This window comes from Paenibacillus sp. GbtcB18 (assembly GCF_019091125.1).
Lineage (GTDB): Bacteria > Bacillota > Bacilli > Paenibacillales > NBRC-103111 > Paenibacillus_F > Paenibacillus_F chitinolyticus.
Map to the genome: position 1 here is coordinate 296,119 of NZ_JAGXJX010000003.1, position 23,805 is coordinate 319,923.

Genomic DNA, 23,805 nt, shown 5'->3' on the forward strand with positions numbered 1-23,805 from the left:
TCCTGCAGTTTAGAATTTGAGCTAAATCATTGCCCGGGCGGCTTATTTCAAGTCTCTGAGCAGCCCGTTCATTTTCTTGTAATGCCCGCTTACCCTTTCGGCGAAAACCGAGTAAGCTAGTTGATTTTTGGCCATCAGGGACATCTCGTAATCCATATCCACACTATTGCCGTTGGTATTGAAAACATACGGACCGAGAACCGCGGTTTTAATGAGGCTGGCTTCTCCTGAACCGGAAATCTTGAAATGCCGCTTGTGGGACATCCTCCCTTCCAAAGGCATCTTTCCTTCCGTCGCTTTCCTCAGCTCCTCCTCGAAAGAAACAAACCGACTCTTGTAACCGGGGGTATCCGCGTTTGCAAGATTGCTTAGGATCGCTTGATGCCTGGCCGCCGCAATGTCGAGCGCTTTCTCGTTCATCCGGGTCGTTGAAGAAACTAACATGGGTTGACATTCCTCCTCGTATCATCTTGATGCTGCGTTAATGAGATTAACTCGTTAAAACGGCGCCGCTTTTCCTCCCTCCCCCGAAATAGGGCCAAAATAAAAGCAGCCTTCACCGGTTGGCCGGCAAAGGCTGCTGTTTTGCTAAAAAATAAAAGACCGATGCCGTAAGGCAAAGGTCTCGCTAACAACGTGATCAATCTTACGTCGCACGCAAAGCCGGAGGCAATCAAGCCACGTAATGACGACTAAGCATGTACAAGCTACTCCCCTTTGAAGGGTATGAAATTAATTTCAAATTAACAGATTCATTTGACCTTGTCAATCTTTTTAGTAAAGAAAATTCGTTGTATTTCGCCGAAAATTGCACGTTACGCCAAAACAGCCCGTCGATACCGCTGTTTTCTCGCTTTTTACGAATCTTTTAAACATATATCGGGCAATCGGACCTACTCTAGTATTGAACATTTTGACGCATAATCGTTCCCGCTTTAGTCCACTCCCCCGCTGCGCGATCTAACTTCGCTCAACCAAATGGGACCGGGCACCCGCCAATTGCCGCAGGCTCTTGAGGTTAATCAGAAGAATGCCCGCGATAATGGCGACGCCTCCTGCCAGCGACAACAACGAGAGAGGTTCGCCGTAGAGAATCACCCCAAGACTAAGCGCGATCAGCGGAGAAATATAGAGCCAGGTGGACGGAAAAACGGGATTCGTCTTGGCTACCAGCCAGTAGAAGATCGTGTGTCCCGTCATCGACCCGAAGACGATCAGATACAATAGCGAAAAAACGGCTTCGGGAACGAGCATGGCTTCCCTATGTACTTGCTCGGTGAATAGCGACAAAAGCAGCAGCATGAGTCCCCCGTACAGCATCTGCGCCGCATTCAGCGCAATTGGAGACGTATCGGAAAATCTCCGGATAACCCGCCTGGAATACACCGTACCCGCGGAATAAAAAACCTGCCCCATCAGGACAACGACGCATCCCGCTGCCCAGATCGCGCTGAAGGCGACGGTCATACCGGGTACGAGCAGAATAACGACACCGGCAAATCCCACCAGACAGCCTGCCCAGGATGAAGCGGACATTTTCTGCCGGGTTATGCCTGTCTGCAGCAGCATAATCATAAGCGGAGCCGTTGCCGACAAAACGGCGGCGATGCCTGAGCTTATATATTGCTCCGCCCAATAAAGGCTCGCAAAAACACCGAAAGTGAGACAAAGCCCGGTCAGCATCATCTCTTTGCGGAGCAGCAGCGAGAGCCGCGCCTTTTTTTGTAGGACCATGACCATAAACAGAATTGCACCGGCAAGAAAAAACCGGACCCCGGCCGAGAAGAAAGGGGACGCCCCCGCGTCGATCCCCACTTTGATGGCCAAAAACGTTGTCCCGAAAATCATACACATCAGGATATAGTTGAACGGGATCATTTCCATTCCTCCTTTTTCCCCAGTATAAGCGGGAACTAACAGAACAGTTTTCAAAGAACAGAACAGATTACGCCAATATCGGCTATACTGGAGGAAACCAACCTAGGGAAAAGAGCGATGTGTCGTGGAAAGCGAAAACCATTCGAACGTCTATTCCGATAAGCTTTTCGAACAAATTTACGATTACCTGCTGGAAAGAATCCGGCGCGGGGAATGGAAGGCGCATGACAAGCTTCCTTCAATCCGGTCGCTGGCGGCGGACTTACGGGTGCACCGGCTGACTGTTTTTAAGGCGTATCAACTGCTGAAGCATAGCGGGGATGTGTACGTGAAAGATAAATCGGGTTACTACGTGCATCCCGGCAGCCAGTCGATGCTCGGTCCGCTAAACGATCCGATCGTTTCCGCCTATGTGCATGAAAGCCACCTTTCGGAAATCCATCAGGTGCAGGCGGACTATCAATTTTCCAAGGCGCTGCTCGATCCTAATCTGCTGCCGAATCTGTATTTGTCGGAGTATGTAAAAAAAGTGTTCGATCTGTATCCGAAAGTGCTGGGCACCTACTCTACCGTTCAAGGAGACCGGGAGCTGCGTGAAGCCCTTTGCGGTTATTTCACGCAAGGCTTTCATTTCTTCCTGTCTCCCGAGGAATTGTTGATCACCTCCGGTTCCCAGGAGGCGATCGATCTGGTCGCCAGGGTCCTCGTTAGACCGAGGGATGCCGTCATGCTGGAGCGGCCTACTTACAGTCCGGCCATAGACGTTTTCAGCCGCCAGGGCGCCAAGATTATCCCGATCGATATTCATCCGTATGGCTACGATCTGGAGCAAGTGGAGCGGATTATGCAGACCTCTAGGCCGCGCCTATTTTACCTCAATCCCACCTTTCACAACCCCACGGGGTTCACGGTTCCGGCCGAGCAGCGCAAGAAGTTGGTGGAGCTGGCGGAAACGTACAAGTGCCTGCTGATCGAGGACGATCCGGTGCGGGATATTTATTTCGGGGATGAGCCTCCCCTGCCGCTCTTTTCCTTCGATACCGCCGGATACGTCATCTATCTCCGCAGTTTCAGTAAATACATCGCTCCCGGACTAAGCATTGCCGCTGTCGCCTGCCGTCCGTCGTTCATGAGCTACCTGATCCGGGCCAAATCGTTATCCGACAGCGGGGCTCCCCTGCTGAATCAGAAGATTTTTCTGCACTATTTCTTTTCCGAGCGGATGCAGCAGCATTTGGCGAAACTGAGAATTGCCCTTGCCGTACGCAAGGACATCATGGAAGAGGAATTGTCCGGAACCGGGTGGCAATGGACCAGCCCTGGAGGAGGTTTTAACCTGTGGGTGGAACTGCCGGCTTCGGTGCCGATGGACCGTCTGCTCAGCCTCTGCATGGAACAGTCCCTCACCTTCGTCCCCGGTTCGATCTGCGATCCGCTGCGAGAGTCGACATCCCGGGTGCGCTTGAGTTATTCCTATTTGAATGAAACAGAGCTTCGTGCGGGGTTAAGGCGGTTTAAAGAAGTGGTTTTTTCTTTGATGACCTCTTAACTTATCTTCGAAACAGCGGATCTTATCCGATTTATTCTGGAGTTCGTCTAGAAGAACGTGCCTAGGTTCATTATCTAAACAGTAGGCGATGGATTATATCTATTTTTTCCATTAATTATAGTAATTACCATGTAAAAGCTGTATACTATTATGTAGAAGATATTTAGCAGACCCATACCGGACGCAATTGAAAAAACGGTCTTAAGCGAACCCCACGTGGACGCAGGATATAAAATTGATATGGCTACTATAGATTCCTACGGTAATTAGTTTTTCAAAATAAGCAGGAAGGCGGTGGTAATGTGATGAAAACTCGTACCCAAAGAATACTGCTGACCACCCCTTTTACACTTGCGGTTCTTATGATTGCAATAAAATTAGATACCATTTTATATATTCTTGTGGGTACTTTTATTGTGAGTCCTGTTTTTGCTTGGGTCGGCAGAGGAACTACAGAGGAATAGGTCAACGCTCCGTACATTAGGGAATAAATAGAGGCCCTGTCCAATTGGATGGGGCCTGCTTGTTCGTATGTAGACTAGGTCTGTTCTAAAACACATCAGATTCCTTGCTGAACGCGAACCGGTAGTGGAAAATACGAGGGAAATGCTGCATAAGGCGGATGCCGATTCGGGGCGCGGCAGTCAGTCATGCGGGCGCCGCGCCCCTATCGGTGTCTGGAGATCAGAAAAGAACAGGCAGGCTGGTGAGCGAGCGCAGCTTTCCGTAGTTATAAACCAGCCGCTCCGGTTCAACCGCGAGCCGCAGTTCAGGCAGCCGCCGCAAAAACGTGCCGAAAGCGATCTGCCCTTCGAGGCGGGCAAGCGGAGCACCGAGGCAGTGATGAATCCCTTTGCCGAAGGCGAGATGCTCATTCTCTTCGCGGGTGATATCCAGCGTATCCGCATCGGGAAATTTATGCGGGTCCACATTGGCGGTGGCAAGAGACAGCAGCACAATCTCGCCTTGGCGGATGACTTTGCCGTGCATGGCGATGTCCTCTCCGGCAAACCGGCTCGCGATGACAATAGGCCCCTCCATGCGCAGCATCTCTTCTACGGCACCCGGAAGAAGAGATGGAGTTTCCCGGAGCAGGCGCATTTGTCCGGGATGCTGCAGCAGCGCGAGCATGCCGTTGCCGATCAGATTGACCGTCGTTTCATGCCCGGCGATGATAAGCAGCCAGATCGTCGAGAGAAGCTCGTTCTCGCTCAGCTTGTCGCCCTGCTCGTAAGCCTGGACAAGACCGCTCGTCACATCCGTCCCGGGATTGCGGCGTTTGTCGTCCAGCAGCGTCCGGATGTACCCGATAAACTCCTCCAGAGCCTCTTCCGCCACCGTGGAACCTTGGCTAGGGACCGCTGCGGCTTGCAGGAGCTTCTGAGTCCAGCCCCGGAAAAGACTGCGGTCGGCCGCCGGAATCCCCAGCATCTCCGAAATGACGGTAATGGGTAGCGGATAAGCGAAGTCCGCGACAAGATCCATCTCTCCCCGCTCTTGGACGGCATCCAAAAGCTCGTCGGCGATCTGCTGGATGCGCGGACGCAGGCCCTCGATCATCTGCGGCGTAAAAGCTTTCGAAGCGAGCCTGCGCAGCCGGGTATGATCGGGCGGATCGGCTGTAAGCATATTCGGCATATTCCTCAGCCATTCAAACATTTTACCCACATACGAGCTTGCCCCCGCTGCTTCCGGCTCGTTCTGCGGCACGTATTTCCTCATATCCTTGACCAGCCGGGGATCTTTCAGCATCGCGGCCACATCATCGTGCCGAAAAGCGATCCAGGCCCCTCCCATTCCATAAAAATCGTCCAGGCGGATAAGGGACTCCTTCTGCGCGGCCAGCCGCTTATAGAGCGAAGTGATATCACGCATCGTTTCCGGCGAATTTAAATCGCCGCCAGTCATCTTTTCCATGAATTTACTCCCTTCTTTAAAAGCGAATAAGCGGAAAATCGGCAAACGTGTAGGCGGGTCATATCGTGCTGCAGCCTTTTTAAACGTGTTCCTGTGCGATTCCTTGACGGATCATTAAGCAGAACTCATTCATTTTCGCGAACATGTTTTCAATATATTCGTCATCGATAGCGCTAAGATCCCTGACCTCCGTGACGAACTTATTCTCGAAATGCTCCAGCGTAATCACAATCAGCTCAAATGCGTTCTTGCGGTCCACCCCGCTCCGAAGGGGCACTTTGTCAAATAACCGCTCCCAGACCTCGTATTTGGACGCAAGCGCATGCCCATATCTCTCGGCAATGTCCTCTTTCAACTCTTCCGGGGTCGAATAATAGACCTCGTAAATCAAATTGATTTCGTCCGGATGCTTGCGGAAATAATCGAGTTTTTTGCGGCTGTACGTATCAATCGCTTCAAAAAAATCCCGGCAGTCCGGAACGGTGTCCACCCGGAGTTCTTCCCTCGCCTTCTCGAAACAGTGATCCAGCAAGCTGAGGTACAGCGTTTTTTTGCTTTTGAAATGGTGAAAAATCAGTGCCTTGGAAATTCCGGCCGCCTCCGCCAGCATTCCGGTCGAAGTGTCTTTGTACCCGTGGCGCGCGAAAACGGAAAGACAAGCTTCGAGAATCTCTTTTCTTTCGTAAAGTTGTATAGGCAACCGGTATCTTCCTTTCATTTTGCTAACCGATCGGTTAATAAAAGTGTACCGGATGCTGACCGGTTAGTCAATATACAAAACGAGGCGATTCAAAAAAATAGAAACGGCCTTTGTAGGGCCGTTTCTTTGGGCTTTAAGATGATTGCCTGGAGGGACCAAGGTTAGCGGTACGCGGTTTGCGGTTTGCGGTTTGCGGTTTGCGGTTTGCGGTTTGCGGTTTGCGGTTTGCGGTTTGCGGTTTGCGGTTTGCGGTACGCGGTACGCGGTTTGCGGTTTTGTCGCTTGCCGCCTCTACCCGCGTATCCGCTGAAACCGCCGCTAGATCCGGCTTTCCCAGGATTCCGCAAGCAGCTCGGAGTTTATCCCGACGGCGGCCAGGGAACCGAGAGAAGCGGCCGTAATCGCCTGATACATTTCGGATGCGGCATCGCCGGCAGAGAAGACACCGGGTACGTTCGTTTTACCGAATGGATCGGCCACGACCGAGCCTCCTTCCGTCATGCGGCAGCCGATCTCTCGCGGCAGATCCGACCCGGCAGCGAGTTTGGGCGCGAAGAAAATCCCTTTGCACGGGATTGCGCTGCCGTCTTCAAGCACAACCTGCTCCACCATACCGCCGGTCGATTCAATGCGCGCGATGGGCGAATCGAAAACCGGTATATGATGCGCCTTGAGTTCCTCGCGCTGCTCTTCCGTCAGCTCGTCGGGACCGTTGGTACAGATCGTTAGCCGCTTCGACCAGCCGGAAACCGTCCGGGCCGAATGCAAGGCGGCCCCTCCCTTGACAATCAGAACAAGGGGCTGGTCCCTTAGTTCCCATCCGTCGCAATAAGGGCAGACAAACGCACTTTTGCCGTAAACGTCCGCTAAACCGCTAATATCGAGCGGAAGATCCTTTTTTCCTGCGGCGAAAAGAAGCTTTTTACACGTGTAGACCGTTCCTTGTCCCGTGGTGATTTGAAAATTGCCGTCCGCTCCCGTGACCGTCACCGCTGAATCCGTAACAAAACGAACGGAAGGATACGCCGCAATCTGCTCCCTCGCAATACGCCGGAACTCCGCCGGGCTGATGCCGTCCCGGGTCAAAAAACCGTGGGACTCCCGGGTAACCCGGTTGCGCGGACGCTCTTCGTCGATGACGACTACGCTTTTTCTTGCTCTGCCCAGCACGAGCGCCGCATTCAGCCCGGCTGGCCCCCCGCCGATAATGATGACATCGATTTGTCGTTCCATATTATCATCCTCCTGGACCTGTAATGTCCATAATTAGTCTGCAAGAAGTTTATAACTTCTTGTCGATTGCCTTGTCGTTTCCGGTGGACGCCGAGTCGAGAACGGATTGGATCGTGTGCGATCTTAGATAGTCGTTCAAATGCTGTTCGGCGCCTATCATCACTTTTTTGATCAGACACTCTCTGCTGCCCGTTCCGTCTGGCGATTCGGGCTCCAAAACTTCCGATTCGAAAAACATCGGATGATGATCTTCGCTGATTTTGAAACATTCGTACAAATGCTGACGGCCTTCAATCACCTGAATGACGTCGAGAAAGGTGATTTGATCGGTCTCTCGGGCCAGTTCGTAACCGCCGCTTGCTCCCGGAACGGCACGTACGATACCGTCCTGTCGAAGCTTGGACATAATTTTGGACAAATAGCTTTCCGACACGCCGAGCCAGGCCGATAATTCCTTAATGCCTACGTTGCGCCCGCGTTCCGTATGCGCCAAATGAATCAGTGCATGCAGAGCGTACCCTGTGCTTTTGGAAAATTGCATGAGTTGGCTGGTACCTCCTTCCGGTGCAAATTTAAAAACGAGTGAGAAGTTGTAAGGAACTTTAGTTTAGTTTAATTATGGATCTATAATGTCCATATTATACAATGCCTGTCTGTTTGGCAAGGGAAAATGCAGGACAAATCGCTGGTTACCCATTATTAACGCTCCTAACTACCAAAAACGCGATTAATATGGTAAATTTAACCTGATGAATTTAAGGAGGATTTCTTTCTATGAGAGTAAACAAAACGGCGTTTATTTTTGTTTGGTTAATCGGGGCCGCGATTCTTTTTTACGGGATCATGAAGTTGGAACTGTATCTGGATTTCAACCGTGCGAATTCCGTTTACTCGAACACTTTCGTCCTGGACAGCTTCAAAATTTTGATGTATATCGTAACGGGTATTTATAGCGGTACGCTGTTCCTGACCAGTCAACTGACTGTTCACCGGCCCTTGTTTTTTGCCGTATTTATTCTGTTTTTGATTTTGAGCTACTATCCGCTTCTGATATTCGCCGTACCTATGCCGATGATGGATTTACTTCTCCTCCATTATCAAAAGTTCGCGTTCATCGCAGGATTAAGCTTGTTTATGGCGCTTTATAAATTCAAAGGTAAATCCCCGGATCGCCCGCGCTCGGCAGAAACCGCAAATGACCGGGGAGCAGGCTTCCGGAATTTTTGATTTTAACCCAACTCATTATAAGGAGTTTTTCAATGAAGCTGAATAAATCGTTGTTTATTTTGATTTGGCTGCTCGGAGCCGCAATTTTCTTTTTAGTTTCGACCCAGCTCCAAGACTATATTCATGAAGGAATTGCAAGGCTTCCCGGGAGTTTTGCTCCCTTGCTCGGTACGTTTAAAATTTTGCTGTTTATGGGATCAGGCATCTATAGCGGGACTCTTTTTATAACCAGCAGAATACAAGTTCATCGGGCCTTGTTTTTTACTGTCTTTGTCATTTTTTTTGTTTTGAGCTTTTATCCGCTGTTTATCTATGCAGCCCCCCCTCTGATGCTGTTACTCTCGGTTTATACCAATTTTGAAGCATTCGCGTTCATAGCAGGATTAAGCTTGTTTATGGCGCTCTATCCGTTCAAGTCACAAGTCGGAGTCGGTTCCGGGAAGGAAGACCCTAGCGTTACGGGAGCCCAGGCTGCCGAAACTAAAAGCGGCATCTGAATTTTATTCCATGCAAAAAAAAGCACACTCCGTTATACGAGCGTGCTTTTTGTAGTTTCGTAAACTCAAGATTCAGCTGTCTCCATCCATTTACGAACGTCTGCAAATCCCAGGGAGTGTTCCTGCTTCTGTGGTGGAGGCTTAGCTTTCTATACTACTCCGCTCCTAGCCTTCCGCGGCAAGCTTGCGGATCAAGTCCGGCAGCCAGTCATCCAGTTTACGGAACGTATAGCCGGCTGCTTCGGCTTTGGACGTGTCCATGTACCAGGATTCCGGCACGCCGAACGGGGACATGTGCTCTGCGTCCGTTTCGCCCTTAACGTGCGCCTGCTTGTTCAAGGCTTCCTCGATAAGGGAGACGATTTTACCTGGCGTAGTCTCTCCCTTGGAGCAGGCGTTGACGGGGCCTTCCAGCGTGCAAGTGCCAAGCCAGTCCAGGAAAGAAGCCGCCTCATCCGAGTCGATGAACGTCAGGAGCGCATCGCGGTTCGGGATACCGAGCGGAAGTCCCTGCTTGATATGCTCGAGATGAAAATGCAGCCTGCGCGTATAATCATCCGGGCCCAGGACGATCGGGAACCGTACGGCCGCTGCCGGAAAAGGCGCTTTTTGGAACAAAACGGCTTCAACGAGCCGTTTGCCCTCCGCGTAGTCCGGCTGGTCCGGGTAAACGGAAGGCAGCGGATAGCCGTAAGGATCGAAATCGCTCTCTTTTTTGCGGGGGCCTCCGAACGGGTAGACGCTTTTCGATGAGGTCACGATGTACCGGCCGGTGCGACCGGCAAACAACTGCACCGCTTGTTCCGCATCTTGAGGCGTGTAACAAATATTGTCGTAGACCACGTCATAATCCGCAGCTCCGATCACCTGACGCAGCGCAGCCGCATCCGTGCGGTCGGAATGAAGCCTTTTGACGTCAGGACCGAACGAATCCGCAGTATTGCCTCTCGTCAGGATGGTTACATCCGCCCCGCCGCGGAGCAGGTTCGCAGCCAGCTTTTTACCGAAAAAGCGTGTTCCGCCTAAAATAAGCACGTTTTGCATCGTCAATCCCCTCCTTACGTAAATATTACCATCTTCTTTCCCCAAAACCCAAAAAGAAAAGACTGCCTGACGGCAGCCTTCGTTCAAGCAAGCAAACCTCTATTCCACAAGCTCCTCCACTTTCTCCGCCAAAAACAGCGAATAAACGCGCACGATAATGATTTTCAACACAATGTAAGCGGGAATTGCCAGAATGACGCCCAAGATCCCCGCAATGTCTCCGGCAACCAGAAGCAGAATGACGGTTGTCAGCGGATGGATATCGAGCCTTTTCCCGTAAATGTGAGGAGACAGCAGGTTACCTTCGATTTGCTGCGCGATTACCGTCACTACAAGCACCCAGGCGACCATGGCGGGCGATACGGTAAAAGCGACGATAATCGTCGGGATCGCGCCGAGAATAGGTCCGATGTACGGAATGATATTCAAGATCGTAGCCGCAATCGCCAGCAGAAGCGAGTATGGAAGATCAATGATCAGAAACCCTATGTACAGCATAACGCCGAGCATACTGGTAATGATGACGCGGCCCACGATAAACCCGCTAAGCGCAGAGTCGATGTTAGCGAGCACTTCTTTACCGTCCCGGCGGTAGCGTCTCGGAACGACGGTCAGAATCGAGGACGGGATATGCTCGCTCTCTTTCAGCATGTAATACAAAATGATCGGAACCGTCGCAATTATGATCACGAAATTCGTCAAGATCGCAATCACGTTGGACACATAGTCGGAAGCCGCCGTAATCACCCGGTTCAAATACTCCGAGAGCTTCGTCGACAGATCCGATTCGCTTCCCGCGAACATGGAGAACATCCGGTTCTGCTGCAGCCTGCCTATCTGTTGTTTAAAATTCTCGATCAGTCCCGGAACCCCGTTCACGAAGTTTTCCACCTGATGCTGAAGCGTCGGCCACACGCCGATAACAAAAACGATGACAATCGCACTCAGCACAAAATACACCAGAAGAATTGACAAGACTTTGTTCATTTTCCGAGACGTTAAATACTGGATCACGGGGCGGAGCAAATAATAGAAAAAGCCCGCCATCATAAACGGAACGATCAAAATATTGATCATCGTGATCAAGGGGTTGAACACAAAGCTGATTTTACTGAATAGCAGAATGATCAGAAGCACGGAGATAATTCCCAGACATACGCGAAAAAAACGGCTCTGAAGGTACATGTTCCTCTCCCCCTTTCCTTTTGACGGCAAGCGCCAAATTACGTTATGCCATACATTACCCGGATCGGAGGAAACTCAATAAAAGAAAAAACACAGACCGGGACTCGGAATTTTGCTGACTCCTGCAGGAACAGTATTTTTAGAAGAGTCCAGAAGCCTTGTCGCTCAACTGGAACAGTCCATCAAAAAAACACGGCTCGCCGGACAAGGCAGAATCGGGAATCTGTCCATCACATTCGTGGATTCGGCAGTCGGCGGAACCATGGTCGATGTTTTAAAAGCGTTTCGCGAACGGTTTCCGGATGTTCAGCTTACGCTGACGGAAATGACAACCGCGGTCCCAAGAGCCATTTCACTAACCGACAAGCCGCTTTTGCCCAGTTTTCTGTAGTTCATTTTCTTTCCTCCCTCCCGTTTGAAACCGATTATAACAAGCTCCTTTTGATCTTAAAAATATATAATAACCGATGGTTTAATAGGTTTCCCCTATTTGTTGGCAGTTCCTAATAAAAAGGCTGACCGCCCGGTTCCGGTGCGATCAGCCTCTTGCGCAACCGGTGCAAGTTACCGGCGTCAGTGCGCTCTATTCGTTCCGCTGCAAATCGCGCAAATCGCGCCATTTGATCAGCTACGTATTCTCTTTTGCAATAATGAGGAAGGTTACGACTTGTCTTGAAGCTTCGCCGCAAAGCCGTTTATCAGCACGCCTAGTCCGAATTCGAACTCCTCCGCCCAATTCGTGTTCGTCGTATGAGAGGCAAGCCGAATCAAATGAGGAAACCGCTCCTCGGGAAGCTGCCTGAAAAAACGGCTGTACTGTTCGCCAAGTTCCTCGGGCGTTGTCTGAACCCCACCGGCAAAAGCGTGAATTCTAGCTAATTCGGCAGCGTATCCGAGCACGTAATTTTTGACCATCGAAGCGATCCAAGGGATCTGATCGTCCTTAAATCCCGCCGCAGCAAATAGCCCGTATAGTTTTTCCATTTGCGTTAACCGTTCATATCCTCCGCCAAGGCCGGAATTGAACAACTCCACCGCATCCCGGTGCGATAGCAGAACCTGCTTGAATTGCTCCGCCCACAATATCAACTGCTTATTCCATGGAAGTGACGAGTCCGGCCAAGCCATAGCCCCGCATATTTGATCCAGCAGCAGCTGCATTAGCTGTTCTTTATCTTTGACGTGATAATAAAGAGAGGCGGTTTTAACTTGAAGCTTATCTGCGATTTTTCGCATGCTTAGCTCTTTCAGGCCGCTTTCATTCAGAAGCTGAAGCGCCGTTTGGACAATTCGGTTCCGGTCCAGCGGAGTATGCAGCTTTTCATCCTCATGACGCCCGGTTGACGGATGAACCGAAACGGTCCGTTTTCTTGCCATTAGGCTCCCTCCTTTTTCACTTGACAAGTATAACATAGTCCTATATTCTAACACCATTAGATTATTCTAATGCCATTAGATTATATTCGTTTTGTTAAACCCGTTCAGTAACGTCTTCGGCATTCATCCCGTAGTCGCACGTTAAATTACGTACCGAAGCCTGGATGAAATGAACCCAAAAGGAGAGAAAATCATGAAACTTAACCATTTGAATCTGTGTGTAAACGACTTGACGGAAGCCCGGCTTTTTTTCGAACAAATCTTTGACTTTAAGCTGCTCGGACAGAAAGGGGACGCCATTGCCGCCATGAGCGACGGTGAGGGATTCAGCCTCGTTCTCAGCAGTTTTTCCAAACCCGGCGCACAGCGTCCCGCCTACCCCCAAGACTTTCATCTCGGTTTTTACAGGGATACGCCGGAGGAAGTGGACGCCTTTTACAACCGGCTCCTCAGCTCCGGCATTCCGGTGGATCAAGGCCCCAGAAAGATCCGGAACGGCTACACCCTGTATTTTTCCGCTCTGGACGGAATACTTTTCGAGGTGACGAGTTTTGCCGGTTCGTCTTAAAAACTCATTCGGTTTCTTTTTATGGCCGAAGTATATCTTAAACAGACGGCTGCATCAGAATACGATACTGATGATCGTCGCCGACAGGAAGCTCACGAGAGCCGCTCCGTATAATAGCTTAAGCCCAAACCCGGCCACTACGTTGCCCTGCTTCTCGTTCAACCCTTTAACGGCGCCGACGATCGTGCCGATCGATCCGAAGTTAGCGAACGAGATCAGGAATACGGACACGATAGCCCGGGTACGTTCACTGAAATCGTTTTGAATTTTCACAAAATCAAGCATTGCCACGAACTCGTTCGCCACAATTTTGGTCGCCATGACACTTCCCGCTTTTACGGCTTCGTGCCAAGGGACACCCATGAGGAAGGCAAACGGAGCGAGAACATACCCGAGTATGTTTTGGAATGAAATTCCGAATACACTGCTGAAAATGCCGTTAATCATGGCAATGAGCGCAACAAACCCGACCAGCATGGCGCCGACGATTACGACAACTTTGAAGCCGTCCATAATATATTCGCCTAGCATCTCAAAGAACGTCTGTTTCGACTCCTCCCGGGTTTCCAAAATATCTTCTTCCGGCTTCACCTCATACGGATTGATGATCGAGGCGATAATAAACCCGCCCAGAAGATTCAGCACCAATGCGGCCACCACATATTCCGGCTTCAACATCGTCATGTAGGAACCGACAATCGACATGGATACCGTCGACATCGCTGACGCGCACAACGTATAGAGACGGTTTCTCGGGAGCAGCCCGATCTGTTTTTTGATCGAGATAAAAACTTCGTTCTGTCCCAGAATCGCGGAAGCGACCGCATTGTAAGATTCCAGTTTTCCCATTCCGTTCACTTTACTTAAGGCAAGCCCGATATATTTGATAATAAAAGGCAGGATCCTGTAATACTGCAAGATTCCGATCAGAACGGACATGAATACGATAGGCATCAAGACGTGGAAGAAAAACGAGTGAATCCCTTCATTTACGACTCCGCCGAATACAAAATCCGTTCCTACGTTGGCAAAGCCGAGCAGCTTGGCAAACCCGTCCGCGAATCCTTTTACAAGAAATTCTCCAACGCCTGTTTTAAGCAAAATCAATCCTAAAATGATTTGCAGGGCAATCATCACGAGGACCGGCCGGTACTTGATTTTTTTCTTGTCCGAACTGACAAGCCATGCGAGCGACAAAATGACGATAAGGCCGATCAAAGCCAGTACGTATTTCATACGGCATCCTCAATAATCGTTTGCAGGGCGACTTCGGCCATCTGATTGAAAGATTGCTCGCTGTCTTTGTGCGCGGAACGTTCGTTTGTAAGAAGCTGACTGCCTACCGTCAAAATACTCAGCGCCTTCACTCCGTATTTGGCGGCAAGCGTATAAAGCGCGGTGCTTTCCATCTCGACGGCGAGAACGCCGAACTCCATAAACGTATGCAGCCTGTCGAGGGTATGGCGGTAAAATTCATCGGAATTGTACACATTCCCGGCAAATACGTTGGCGCCGCTCCGCTTGGCTCCTTGATAGGCCTGCATCAGCATGCCGAAATCGGCCGTGGGAGCGTAACTGCAGCCATGAAACATTTTGTCCGTCATGTTGCTGTCGGTGGAGACCGCTTGGGCCAGCACAAGATCGCGGATCTTGAGATTCGGCTGCATCGCGCCGCAGGTACCGATTCGGATCAGTTTCTTTGCCCCGTAATCCCGGATTAACTCCGTCACGTAAATGCTCATCGAAGGATTCCCCATACCGGTACCTTGAACCGAAACGGGAACTCCTTTATATAACCCGGTAAAGCCGTACATCCCTCGCACTTCGTTATGGCAGCGCACCTCATCCAGAAAATGCTCGGCCACGAATTTAGCGCGGAGCGGATCTCCCGGCAGCAGGACGCGTTCGGCGATTTCTCCGGGTTTGGCTTCCAAGTGGATACTCATGTTGTGTTTCCTCCTCGATTGTCGTGAATCGGCGGTACGCAACCGCTTTCAACCACAGCATAAAAGAAATCGAGGCCGGAAACTAGACACATATAAGCGGTTGAATACGGAATAATCGGGACCAAGCGGTTATTCGAGCAGTTCTTTGCGAATGTTCTCCAGGTCTCTTTTCGTCGGTATGGCGGATATGATCACGGCCGGCACGGTTTTCAGCGCAACGGGCATCGTACTTATAATAAAATCAATCTCCCGCTCCCGGACGGTTTCATCGCTTAGTTCATGCAGGATGGAAGTTTCGATCGTCAGCTCGTCGCCGATCTCTCTTTTAATCCGGTTGGCCACATAATGGCGCACAGAAAACTCTTCACCGATAATGAGAAAAGCTTTCTTGCTTTTATACCGGACATTGGAGCTGACGATAAAACCGAGTTTGACGAGATGGTACGAGCTGACCGATACGGCGGGGTATTCACGCCTCCAACGGTTTATACACTCCGTTACCCCTTCGTAAATAAAAGGCTCTTCCCGGCGCATGTAGGCGATCAGGCGGCTTTTCGATACCTCCATCAGTTCGGGAACGGCATTATCGATCATCAGTTTCTCGAAAAACTCGCACATCTCCATCACAAACCGGTGGCCGACAGTTAGCGAAGGGAAAGTTTCTCTGAGCAACGGTAAAAGATTGTTGATCATCCGGTATTTGGGCTCCTCGTTCCGATGGAGAGCCTCCTCCTGCATCAGGGCCATTTCCCTTTCGTTCCGGTAATGGTATTGACTTAGGCTGCATAACGACTGCAAAAAATAAATTTCTTCCCCGGCAATGGCCAAGCCGTACTCTTGTCCAAGCTTTCCCGCTAAACGGCGGACGGATTCATAGAAAGCGCCGTTCTCCCAGTCGTAAAGCTTCCCGTTTACCGAAACGGAATGTCCCTGCCGGATTCTCTCCAGCGTAACGGCGATCAGGAAAATCAGGCTTCGTTTGGAATTCAGAAAATAAACGATCCCTTGTTCATTTTCGAGGTCCGTTATCCATTCCTGGATTTGTCCAAAATCTGTTTCTGCGAACGGCCAGCCTGTATAAGGATGTGAATCGGAAAATAATTTCCAGTAAAAATACCGGATGTGTATTTCATTTCCTTTAAGCGCCGGAGAAGAATAAGCGAGCCGCAGGCAGGACGGCTTCAAATCTTCCCGATTCAGTTGAATAATGAATTTTTTAAACGACGAAGCGCTCATATAAAGAAACTCCGCAAGCTCCTCGGCGGAAGCCTGGCCGCCGTAGGTGAACAACCTGTGCATGAGGCGGTAATAAGAGGTCTGCCTGAACTGCTCCACAAGGATCTCGCGGATAGTCTGACCGTGACGTTCGCGGCGGAAGAAGATGCCCTTGCCTCTGGAAACTTCGATACTCATTGTGCCCGGCAAAAGCGCCGTTATCTCCTCCACCAATTTCCGGACCGACTTGTCCGATATGCCCAGCTCCCTCTCCGCCTCCCCGAAAGTAAACCACCGCTCTTCGGAATCCAGCAGCTCGGTCAGCGCCTTCATCAGCTTAAAATCTTTGTTCATTTCATCACCTTCCAGATCCGGTATCGCCCCGACTTTCGTACCCTCATTATACCGGTATGGAACGGATTATCCATGCTTCCAGTCCGAATCAGCGTATACCTAACAATATCTCTCTTCTACAAGTTGTTCCCTTCCGTACGCAAAATAACCGCAATCCGGTAACCGGACTGCGGTTAAGATGTTCTGCCCTGCGCGGGCATTAGGACATTACTTCTGACTGATCCAGGTCTGTCAGCCGTACAATCTAGCGTAATAGCCGTCCTGTTCCAACAGATCTCGGTGCGTTCCCCGCTCCACAACCGTTCCCTGGTTCATTACGGTAATGGAATCCGCCTTCTCCACGGTACTCAGACGGTGGGCGATCAGGATCGTCGTCCGCCCCTTCATCAATTCGTTCAGAGCCTGCTGCACCCAATGCTCCGACTCGTTGTCGAGTGCGGACGTCGCTTCGTCCAGGAGCAGAATCGGGGCATTTTTCAGGATGGCTCTGGCAATCGCGATACGCTGCCTTTGTCCGCCGGACAAAGACGCTCCCCGCTCCCCTGCCTGAGTTCCATACCCGCCGGGCAGTTCCTCGATAAAATGATGGGCATACGCGGCTTTGGCCGCTTGTATCACGTCGTCCGCCGTCGCCTGCGGGTTGCCGTAACGGATGTTCTCTTCGATCGTTCCGCTGAACAGAAACGGCTCCTGCGGCACATAAGCGATCTGCCCGCGAATTTCGTCCAGTGTGTAGCTGCCGAAGAGTTTACCTCCGAGCAAAATCTCTCCGCTGTCCACGGGATAAAAGCCGAGCAGCAGCTTGATCAGCGTGCTTTTGCCGCTCCCGCTCGCGCCCACGATAGCCGCGACCTGTCCCGGATATACCTTCATGGACATCCGGTACAGCACTTTTTTGTCCGACTGATAGGAAAATTCGACGTCCCGGAACTCCACCATCGCCTCCGAGGACCTCTTAGGATCGGGCAAGCCCAGCCTTTCCGGCTCTTCTTCCTCCGATAAAATTTCCTCAATCCGGTGTGCACCGGCTAACGAATTTTGGGCCATAGACAGCACCGTCCCGAAATTCATAATCGCATGAGTCAGATTGATCTGGAGAACGGCAAGCGCCGCAACGCTCCCCATCCCGATCAGCCCGAAAGCGTACAGCAGGCTCCCGATGACGATAATTCCGCAGAACGTGACATAGCTGACAAAATGGTTCACGGCGGCCTGCAGCCCGTTCTTTTTTGCGGTCTGCTCGGCAAGCCGGGTGACGTCTTCGTTCAGGCTCCGGTACTGGGAATAAACCGGACGGATATGAAACAATTTTACGAGCTGAATGCCTCCGATAAAGTCTTTAAACTTTTCGGTCATCCGCGCTAAAGTTTGCAGCGACTTCTCGGAAAGAACACGGATTTGCCGGGCAAACCGGGCACTGATCGAGAAAGAAACGAGCAGAACGAGCAGCGATACGGAGGCGAATCTCCAGTCGATCAGCACCATCGAAATAATGGAGCCGACACTGAACACCACTTGCAGCAGCAGCATGAAATAAATGCTGGAAAAGGTGAGTTCTACCGCGGCCACATCGTTATTTACCCGCGACATCAAGTCTCCGTGGTGCGTCTGTTCCAGATATTTCGGCCGAAGCCGGCAAAACTTCCGGTACAGCCGCTCCCGCACGTCTACGATCGTAAATTCAACGCTCCGCTGGTACAAATACGTAAACCAGGGGGAAATGACATTTTCCAAGAGTAAGGCTCCCGCCAGGATATAAAATGCCCGGTACATCAGCGCCGAATCCCGGTAATCGGCAAAGTTGACCAGATTCTGCACAACCAGGCTGAAGGAAACGAGAAACAGCGTCTGATTGAGCGCCGTAATACCGAGACCCGTGTAATACTGAATTTTGCGTCTGCGGTTCATGAATCTCATTAAGTACCCGAGTTCTTTCACCTGTGAGACTAACCCGCCGCCTTTCATGTGTAGACCACCTCCTTGCTTTCCGCAAGTCCGGCAAACTCCTGGAGGTACGATTGGGCGTACAGTCCTTTCTTCTCCAAAAGCTGCGCATGCGTCCCGGCTTCAACAAGCCTCCCCTGCTCCAGAACCCAAATTTCATCCGCATTCTGAACGGTAGACAACCGGTGGGCGATGACGATTGTCGTTCTTTCGCTCATCAGAACTTGCAGAGCTTCCTGCACAGCGCCCTCGGATTCCGGATCCAACGCGGATGTAGGCTCATCGAGCAGCAGAATGGGAGCGTTCTTGAGAAGCGCCCGGGCAATGGCGATCCGCTGACGCTGGCCCCCCGAAAGAAAGCCGCCCCGTTCCCCGACATACGTCTGATACCCCTCGGGCAGACTCATGATAAAATCGTGCGCTTGCGCCGATTTTGCAGCCGCGATCACTTCGTCCATGGACGCGTCCTGCCGACCGTATGCGATATTGTCGGCCACGGTGCCGCTAAACAAGTACGACTCCTGGGTCACCACGGAGAAGTGGGAACGCAGCTGCTCCGGGTTGCTCCCTGTTACCTGTTGACCGAATACAGAGATGTTTCCCTGCCCCTCCTCCAGCGGATAAAAACCGCACAACAGCTTGAAAACCGTGCTCTTGCCTCCGCCGCTTGCGCCAACCAGAGCGATCGTCTTTCCTTCCGGTACCGTAAAACTCAAGTTTTGAAGAATGGGAGATCCGGTTTCATAAGAAAAGGAGACGTCCCGGAATTCGACCGGCGGCGCGGCGGTTTTTGTAATCGCGTGTCCCTCCTGGTTTTCCACAGGCTGTTCCAAAATATCGGAAACCCTCTTTAAAGCGCCGGACATCTCGAACGTGCGTGTGATCAATTCCGGAATATGATCGAGCGGCTCCAAACACAGATTCAGCAAATAAAGAAACGCGATCAATTCCCCGGTCCCGAGCTCCCCTTTGGAAATCAGATAACTTCCGTAGCTAACGGCAAAAATGATCGGACTGAGCATCAGCGTGGACAGCAGGGGGTTGACCCACGATTCTCTTTTTTTCACGGCCAGTTTCTTCTGGGCCGTCAACAGCAGAAGCGACTGATAGGAACGGAACAGCATACCTGACAGCAAATAACTCTTCACCACCGGCATTCCGCCAAGCGTGTCCTGCAGGTTCATATTCATCCGTCCCATGTTAGCCTGGGCTTCTTCCGTCAGCTGCTGAAGCTGCTTGCCGATCCAGTGAGACACAAGCAGCGAAACGGGAAAAAGCAGCAGACTGTACATCATCAGCTCCCATTGGATCCAGATCAGATACGTGAAACAGCCTACGAACAGCAGCGGATGATAAAACCACTGGGCCAAATCCCGGCTCATAAATTGATGAATCAGCTGAAGATCACTGCTGATACGGGACAGGATATCGCCGGAATGCTGTTTTTCCACATAATGAATAGGCAGTTTGCCGATATGGTTCATCACATGATTGCGGATGTCTCTCACGGCGTAAGCGCTGCTCTTCTCAACTCCGTAGATCATCAAATATTTCGCGGGCACTCCGATCAGGATAACCAAAAAAACGGTCCATACGATTTCGATGACAACCGGCCCCGCTCCGTTCTCGGCCTGGGATGTCAGCTGCTCGATCAAACTGCCCGTCCACACTTCGATAACGGCAGCCGCTATCGCGGATACGGTGCCTGCGATCATCCAGCCTCTGTGACGGCTTACAAAAGTTAATAACCAGCGGAATGCTTTCCATGCAGCGTATGCGCGTTTGCTTTTTGGTGCCGCCATTGAATCCCCCTTCCCGGCGATGGACTGTCGGTCAGCTTCCATGCAGCACCTTCGATGATGCTCCGTTTCGCTGTGCGACTTCCTCCAGAATCCGGAGGATGACCTCAGCCGTCCCGTCCAGACATTCCGGCTCAAGCAGCTTCTCGTGCGCGCCCGCAAGTTTGTACTCCGTGTAGGTGCCCCTAGCCGCACCGCGCCACGTCGGCAAACCTTGCTCCAACCGGAAAGCGTCGCTGTCTACGGCGATCAGCTCGTGGATATGCCCTTCGACCGTACCGCTGTTAAGAAGCTGCGCTTCATACGTTAATGTGGCGCGTACCTTGGTGCTGACACGCTCGCGGATAACGGGATTCGCCATCATTTCTTTTTCCGTATCCGACAAATCCTCCAGGATTTCCTGCCATTCGCTTTCAGTCGTTTCTGCGGGCGTCAAAGTCTCCTTAATCCAGGAATCTACCATGATTAAGTCCGAGACGCGGTAGCCTCGCTTCTCCATTCTTTGAGCGACTTCGAACATCAAATTCCCGCCGAAACAATAGCCGAGTAGCACGTAAGGAGCTTCCTCCTGAATGTGTACGATTTCATCGATATAGTCATCCAGCATCTCCTCGTAGCTTTCCGCCTCTTCCTTAAAATCGGTCCCGTACAAGACGAAACGGTAGTCCAATAAGTTCGCGAGTTCCCGGTAGCCGATGCCGAATCCGCTTCCCGGAGGAAAGCAGAATACGTTCAAAGCGCCGTTTTTATTCAGCTTGATAAACGATTGGCCCTTCTCCAAGCCCGTTTCTCCGCTCCCGAACGCCATCGCTTCCACGGTCAGATTCTTGAACTGCTGGTTCAGCGGCACTTCGATTCCGGTTTCGTCGTAGACCGCCTGAATCAAACGCATGAGGCTAAGAGAGCTTCCTCCGAGATCGAAGAAATTGTCTTTCACGCCGACCCTCCGAAGACCGAGAACGTCCTTCCAAATTTGGGCGATCTTCACTTCTATCAGCGTGCGTGGCGCGATATACTCTTCCGCCTGCTCCACACTCTCTTCCGGGGCGGGCAGCGCCTTCCGGTCGATTTTGCCGTTCGGCGTCAGCGGCATCCGGAGCAGCTGCACGAAGTGCGCCGGGATCATGTAGCCCGGCAGCTCTTTAGCCAGCGCTTCCTTCAGTGCGGCGGCCGTCAGCTTCGATTGCGCCACGAAATAAGCGCACAACTGCTGACCGTCCGCCTCCTCCCGGGCGATGACGATCGCTTCTTGTACGGACGATACTTTCAGAAGCTGCTCCTCGATTTCGCCCGTCTCGATCCGGTAGCCGCGGACTTTCACCTGATGGTCGATCCGGCCCCTGTATTCGATGTTCCCGTCCGGCAGCCACCTGGCCAGGTCTCCGGTCCGGTACATCCGCTCGCCCGGCGAAAAGGGGTTGTCCACGAACTTTTCGGCCGTCAGCTCGGGACGGTTCAAATATCCTCTCGCCAAGCCGACGCCCGCGATGCACAACTCTCCCTCTACGCCTACAGGAACCGGCTGCCGATGATCGTTCAGAATATAAATCCGGTGATTCTGAATCGGCCGGCCGATCGGAACCGATTTTAGTCCGATATCGTCGGCGCGGGCAGTCCAAACCGAGGTAACGATCGAAGCTTCCGTCGGTCCGTATGCGTTGAAATACCGCACTTTGTCTTTCCACTGCTGAACGAATTCAGCCGATACGGCTGAGCCTCCGGTAATCAGCTTTTGAAGGTCGGGCATATGATCCGGGTTTAAATAGGCCGCATACGTCGGCGGCAGGATGGCGGCCGTAATTCCGTTTTCGTGCATATAGCGCTGGAACGACCGGTTATCCAGAATGGTCTCGGTTGTGGGGATATAAAGAGCGGCTCCGAAAAAGAGCGCCTTGAACACTTCCCAGCACGACGCGTCGAACGACAGGCTCGCGAACTGAACGACTCTGTCCGTTTCGGTGATGCCCAGCGTGTCCCGGAACATGTTCTTCAGACTGACCAGGCCGTGGTGTTCCAGCATCACGCCCTTCGGTTTCCCTGTCGTGCCGGACGTATAGATCACGTAAGCCAGGTGCTCCGGTCCATTGACCGGCTCCAGATTCGTTCCGTCGCCACTGTAGGAACTCTTGTCGTCAAGCGTCAATACGGTTCCTTCGAACGGAACACGATCCAGCAGCCGCCGCTGAGTCAGCAGCAGCTTCGCACCCGAATCTTCCAACAGGTAGCGGATACGCTCCTCGGGATATTCGGGATCGATCGGTACATACGCTCCGCCCGCTTTCAGCACCGCCAGAATGCCGACCGCGATTTCCGGCGAACGTCCGGCCATCAAGCCGACAAGCTGATCCGGCTGCACACCCGCCGCACGCAGCGTACGCGCCAGCCGGTTCGCCCGCTCGTTCAGCTCCCGATAGGTAAGACGTTCCTGTTCAAAAACCACCGCTGTCGCATCCGGAACGCGGGCAGCCTGTTCTTCGATCAGCCCATGAATCGTTTGCTCCCGTTCATAGTGCGTTTCCGTGTGATTAAAATCAACCAGAAGCTGCTGCTTTTCGTCAGGTGAGAGCATATCCGCGTCGCCGAATTCAAGATCCGGCTGAGATAAAAGGACAGACATAAGATGAACGAGATGTCCCGCGGCTTTTTCAACAAAATCACGGTTATAGCGCCCACTGTTAAAACTCACGTTCAGCTCGATGGAGTTTTCATTCGATTCGAATTGATAAACGGTATCCGCAGCGGCCTTTCCTTGAATATCCGCTTTATGGATTTTTTTGTAGGTAACAATCGTATTTAGAACAGGAGTCCCTTCGGAAGTAGTTTCGATGTTCAGGGAACCCGTCATTTTCCGGAACGGAAGATGCTGATTTTCCAGCGCTTCACCGATCGCCAGCTTAACTTGACCAAGCAGGGATTTGAACGTGCTTTGACGGTTTATGTACGTTTTAATCAAGAGAAAATCGTGGATCGCCGGTTCATCTCCGGGTCCCGTTGCGGCCGGAATCCCGACAAGCACGTTGTCCCGCCTCGCGTAATTGTGGAGCAGGCAGTTTACTCCCGCCAGCACGATCATAAAAACAGCCAAATCCGAACCGTTGGCAAGCCTGAGGATTCTTTCGGACAGCATGGGCGGCAGCGTGAGGCTGACAACGTCCGGTTTCTCTTCGGAATTCGGTTGGCCCACAGCCTTGGAAGGTGGATTGTAAGGAAGAAAAGTCAAGCTGTCATCGGCATTGAACTTTTCTTTCCAATACATTTCTTCCTTTTCAAACAACGATTTCATGCGTACCTCCCCTAAAATGATATCGGCTCATACCCGGAGTGCATGCCCTCTTTCTTTGGGCACACACTCTTCAGATATGAACAACTAGT

20 protein-coding genes are annotated in these 23,805 nt (G+C 51.6%); 5 read left to right on the forward strand and 15 right to left on the reverse strand.

Annotated elements, in window-relative coordinates; all coding sequences use genetic code 11:
* Nucleotides 1-42: 42 nt before the first annotated feature.
* Together flgB and KVT34_RS11835 are read right to left on the reverse strand one after the other, a co-directional pair.
* Nucleotides 43-444, reverse strand: coding sequence for a flagellar basal body rod protein FlgB (flgB, locus tag KVT34_RS11830; RefSeq protein ID WP_217558822.1), 402 nt, complete (start codon nt 442-444; stop codon nt 43-45).
* 516 nt (nt 445-960) lie between these two features.
* On the reverse strand, nt 961-1,878 hold the full coding sequence (locus tag KVT34_RS11835) for a DMT family transporter (protein WP_217558823.1): 918 nt from the start codon (nt 1,876-1,878) through the stop codon (nt 961-963).
* A 124-nt stretch (nt 1,879-2,002) separates the two neighbouring features.
* On the opposite strand from KVT34_RS11835, the gene KVT34_RS11840 reads away from it, so the two are divergent.
* Complete coding sequence (locus tag KVT34_RS11840; RefSeq protein WP_217558824.1) at nt 2,003-3,427, forward strand: aminotransferase-like domain-containing protein; 1,425 nt, start codon at nt 2,003-2,005, stop codon at nt 3,425-3,427.
* A gap of 305 nt (nt 3,428-3,732) precedes the next feature.
* On the forward strand, nt 3,733-3,891 hold the full coding sequence (locus tag KVT34_RS11845) for a hypothetical protein (RefSeq protein WP_217558825.1): 159 nt from the start codon (nt 3,733-3,735) through the stop codon (nt 3,889-3,891).
* Nucleotides 3,892-4,111: 220 nt separating this feature from the next.
* On the opposite strand, the gene KVT34_RS11850 is transcribed toward KVT34_RS11845, so the two are convergent.
* The 4 genes from KVT34_RS11850 to KVT34_RS11865 form a co-directional block, all read right to left on the reverse strand.
* Nucleotides 4,112-5,344, reverse strand: coding sequence for a cytochrome P450 family protein (locus tag KVT34_RS11850; protein ID WP_217558826.1), 1,233 nt, complete (start codon nt 5,342-5,344; stop codon nt 4,112-4,114).
* Nucleotides 5,345-5,423: 79 nt separating this feature from the next.
* Nucleotides 5,424-6,044, reverse strand: a complete 621-nt coding sequence (locus tag KVT34_RS11855; protein ID WP_217558827.1) for a TetR/AcrR family transcriptional regulator — start codon at nt 6,042-6,044, stop codon at nt 5,424-5,426.
* A 318-nt stretch (nt 6,045-6,362) separates the two neighbouring features.
* Nucleotides 6,363-7,277 (reverse strand): NAD(P)/FAD-dependent oxidoreductase, encoded by a 915-nt coding sequence (locus KVT34_RS11860; RefSeq protein WP_217558828.1) that lies wholly within the window; start codon nt 7,275-7,277, stop codon nt 6,363-6,365.
* A gap of 49 nt (nt 7,278-7,326) precedes the next feature.
* A complete protein-coding gene (locus KVT34_RS11865; protein WP_217558830.1) occupies nt 7,327-7,818 on the reverse strand; it encodes an RrF2 family transcriptional regulator in 492 nt (163 codons plus the stop codon).
* Nucleotides 7,819-8,051: 233 nt separating this feature from the next.
* On the opposite strand from KVT34_RS11865, the gene KVT34_RS11870 reads away from it, so the two are divergent.
* Together KVT34_RS11870 and KVT34_RS11875 are read left to right on the forward strand one after the other, a co-directional pair.
* Nucleotides 8,052-8,504, forward strand: coding sequence for a hypothetical protein (locus KVT34_RS11870; RefSeq protein WP_217558831.1), 453 nt, complete (start codon nt 8,052-8,054; stop codon nt 8,502-8,504).
* Nucleotides 8,505-8,536: 32 nt separating this feature from the next.
* On the forward strand, nt 8,537-9,001 hold the full coding sequence (locus tag KVT34_RS11875; protein ID WP_217558832.1) for a hypothetical protein: 465 nt from the start codon (nt 8,537-8,539) through the stop codon (nt 8,999-9,001).
* 165 nt (nt 9,002-9,166) lie between these two features.
* Here the strand turns inward: KVT34_RS11875 and KVT34_RS11880 are convergent, their stop codons facing one another.
* The 3 genes from KVT34_RS11880 to KVT34_RS11890 all read right to left on the reverse strand — a co-directional run bounded on the left by KVT34_RS11880 (nt 9,167) and on the right by KVT34_RS11890 (nt 12,607).
* Nucleotides 9,167-10,045, reverse strand: a complete 879-nt coding sequence (locus KVT34_RS11880; protein ID WP_217558833.1) for an NAD-dependent epimerase/dehydratase family protein — start codon at nt 10,043-10,045, stop codon at nt 9,167-9,169.
* Nucleotides 10,046-10,144: 99 nt separating this feature from the next.
* A complete protein-coding gene (locus KVT34_RS11885; RefSeq protein ID WP_217558834.1) occupies nt 10,145-11,230 on the reverse strand; it encodes an AI-2E family transporter in 1,086 nt (361 codons plus the stop codon).
* Between the two features lie 660 nt (nt 11,231-11,890).
* Nucleotides 11,891-12,607, reverse strand: a complete 717-nt coding sequence (locus KVT34_RS11890) for a TetR/AcrR family transcriptional regulator C-terminal domain-containing protein (protein WP_217558835.1) — start codon at nt 12,605-12,607, stop codon at nt 11,891-11,893.
* Nucleotides 12,608-12,800: 193 nt separating this feature from the next.
* Between KVT34_RS11890 and KVT34_RS11895 the strand changes: the two genes are divergently transcribed.
* Entirely contained in the window at nt 12,801-13,175 is a 375-nt protein-coding gene (locus tag KVT34_RS11895; protein WP_217558836.1) for a VOC family protein, read from the forward strand.
* Nucleotides 13,176-13,229: 54 nt separating this feature from the next.
* Here KVT34_RS11895 and KVT34_RS11900 read toward each other — a convergent pair whose 3' ends face one another.
* The 6 genes from KVT34_RS11900 to KVT34_RS11925 form a co-directional block, all read right to left on the reverse strand.
* Complete coding sequence (locus KVT34_RS11900; protein ID WP_217558837.1) at nt 13,230-14,411, reverse strand: NupC/NupG family nucleoside CNT transporter; 1,182 nt, start codon at nt 14,409-14,411, stop codon at nt 13,230-13,232.
* Nucleotides 14,408-15,121 carry a purine-nucleoside phosphorylase gene (gene deoD, locus KVT34_RS11905; protein WP_217558839.1) on the reverse strand — a complete coding sequence of 238 codons (714 nt, stop codon included), beginning with the start codon at nt 15,119-15,121 and terminating at the stop codon, nt 14,408-14,410. The genes KVT34_RS11900 and deoD overlap by 4 nt, the downstream gene beginning before the upstream one ends.
* Nucleotides 15,122-15,250: 129 nt before the next feature.
* Nucleotides 15,251-16,690: an AcpB/EbpR/MafR family transcriptional regulator gene (locus KVT34_RS11910; RefSeq protein WP_217558840.1), complete on the reverse strand. Its 1,440-nt coding sequence runs from the start codon at nt 16,688-16,690 to the stop codon at nt 15,251-15,253.
* A 231-nt stretch (nt 16,691-16,921) separates the two neighbouring features.
* Nucleotides 16,922-18,655 carry an ABC transporter ATP-binding protein gene (locus KVT34_RS11915; RefSeq protein WP_217558841.1) on the reverse strand — a complete coding sequence of 578 codons (1,734 nt, stop codon included), beginning with the start codon at nt 18,653-18,655 and terminating at the stop codon, nt 16,922-16,924.
* Nucleotides 18,652-20,478 (reverse strand): ABC transporter ATP-binding protein, encoded by a 1,827-nt coding sequence (locus tag KVT34_RS11920; RefSeq protein WP_217558842.1) that lies wholly within the window; start codon nt 20,476-20,478, stop codon nt 18,652-18,654. Before KVT34_RS11920 ends, KVT34_RS11915 begins: the two co-directional genes overlap by 4 nt.
* Entirely contained in the window at nt 20,468-23,716 is a 3,249-nt protein-coding gene (locus KVT34_RS11925) for a non-ribosomal peptide synthetase (protein ID WP_217558843.1), read from the reverse strand. Before KVT34_RS11925 ends, KVT34_RS11920 begins: the two co-directional genes overlap by 11 nt.
* Nucleotides 23,717-23,805: the final 89 nt, after the last annotated feature.

Coding starts and splice junctions, on each gene's coding strand:
- flgB (WP_217558822.1), bottom strand. CDS start 444: ATGTTAGTTTCTTCAACGACCCGGATGAACGAGAAAGCGCTCGACATT.
- KVT34_RS11835 (WP_217558823.1), bottom strand. CDS start 1,878: ATGATCCCGTTCAACTATATCCTGATGTGTATGATTTTCGGGACAACG.
- KVT34_RS11845 (WP_217558825.1), top strand. CDS start 3,733: ATGAAAACTCGTACCCAAAGAATACTGCTGACCACCCCTTTTACACTT.
- KVT34_RS11850 (WP_217558826.1), bottom strand. CDS start 5,344: ATGGAAAAGATGACTGGCGGCGATTTAAATTCGCCGGAAACGATGCGT.
- KVT34_RS11860 (WP_217558828.1), bottom strand. CDS start 7,277: ATGGAACGACAAATCGATGTCATCATTATCGGCGGGGGGCCAGCCGGG.
- KVT34_RS11865 (WP_217558830.1), bottom strand. CDS start 7,818: ATGCAATTTTCCAAAAGCACAGGGTACGCTCTGCATGCACTGATTCAT.
- KVT34_RS11870 (WP_217558831.1), top strand. CDS start 8,052: ATGAGAGTAAACAAAACGGCGTTTATTTTTGTTTGGTTAATCGGGGCC.
- KVT34_RS11875 (WP_217558832.1), top strand. CDS start 8,537: ATGAAGCTGAATAAATCGTTGTTTATTTTGATTTGGCTGCTCGGAGCC.
- KVT34_RS11880 (WP_217558833.1), bottom strand. CDS start 10,045: ATGCAAAACGTGCTTATTTTAGGCGGAACACGCTTTTTCGGTAAAAAG.
- KVT34_RS11885 (WP_217558834.1), bottom strand. CDS start 11,230: ATGTACCTTCAGAGCCGTTTTTTTCGCGTATGTCTGGGAATTATCTCC.
- KVT34_RS11890 (WP_217558835.1), bottom strand. CDS start 12,607: ATGGCAAGAAAACGGACCGTTTCGGTTCATCCGTCAACCGGGCGTCAT.
- KVT34_RS11895 (WP_217558836.1), top strand. CDS start 12,801: ATGAAACTTAACCATTTGAATCTGTGTGTAAACGACTTGACGGAAGCC.
- KVT34_RS11900 (WP_217558837.1), bottom strand. CDS start 14,411: ATGAAATACGTACTGGCTTTGATCGGCCTTATCGTCATTTTGTCGCTC.
- deoD (WP_217558839.1), bottom strand. CDS start 15,121: ATGAGTATCCACTTGGAAGCCAAACCCGGAGAAATCGCCGAACGCGTC.
- KVT34_RS11910 (WP_217558840.1), bottom strand. CDS start 16,690: ATGAACAAAGATTTTAAGCTGATGAAGGCGCTGACCGAGCTGCTGGAT.
- KVT34_RS11915 (WP_217558841.1), bottom strand. CDS start 18,655: ATGAAAGGCGGCGGGTTAGTCTCACAGGTGAAAGAACTCGGGTACTTA.
- KVT34_RS11920 (WP_217558842.1), bottom strand. CDS start 20,478: ATGGAAGCTGACCGACAGTCCATCGCCGGGAAGGGGGATTCAATGGCG.
- KVT34_RS11925 (WP_217558843.1), bottom strand. CDS start 23,716: ATGAAATCGTTGTTTGAAAAGGAAGAAATGTATTGGAAAGAAAAGTTC.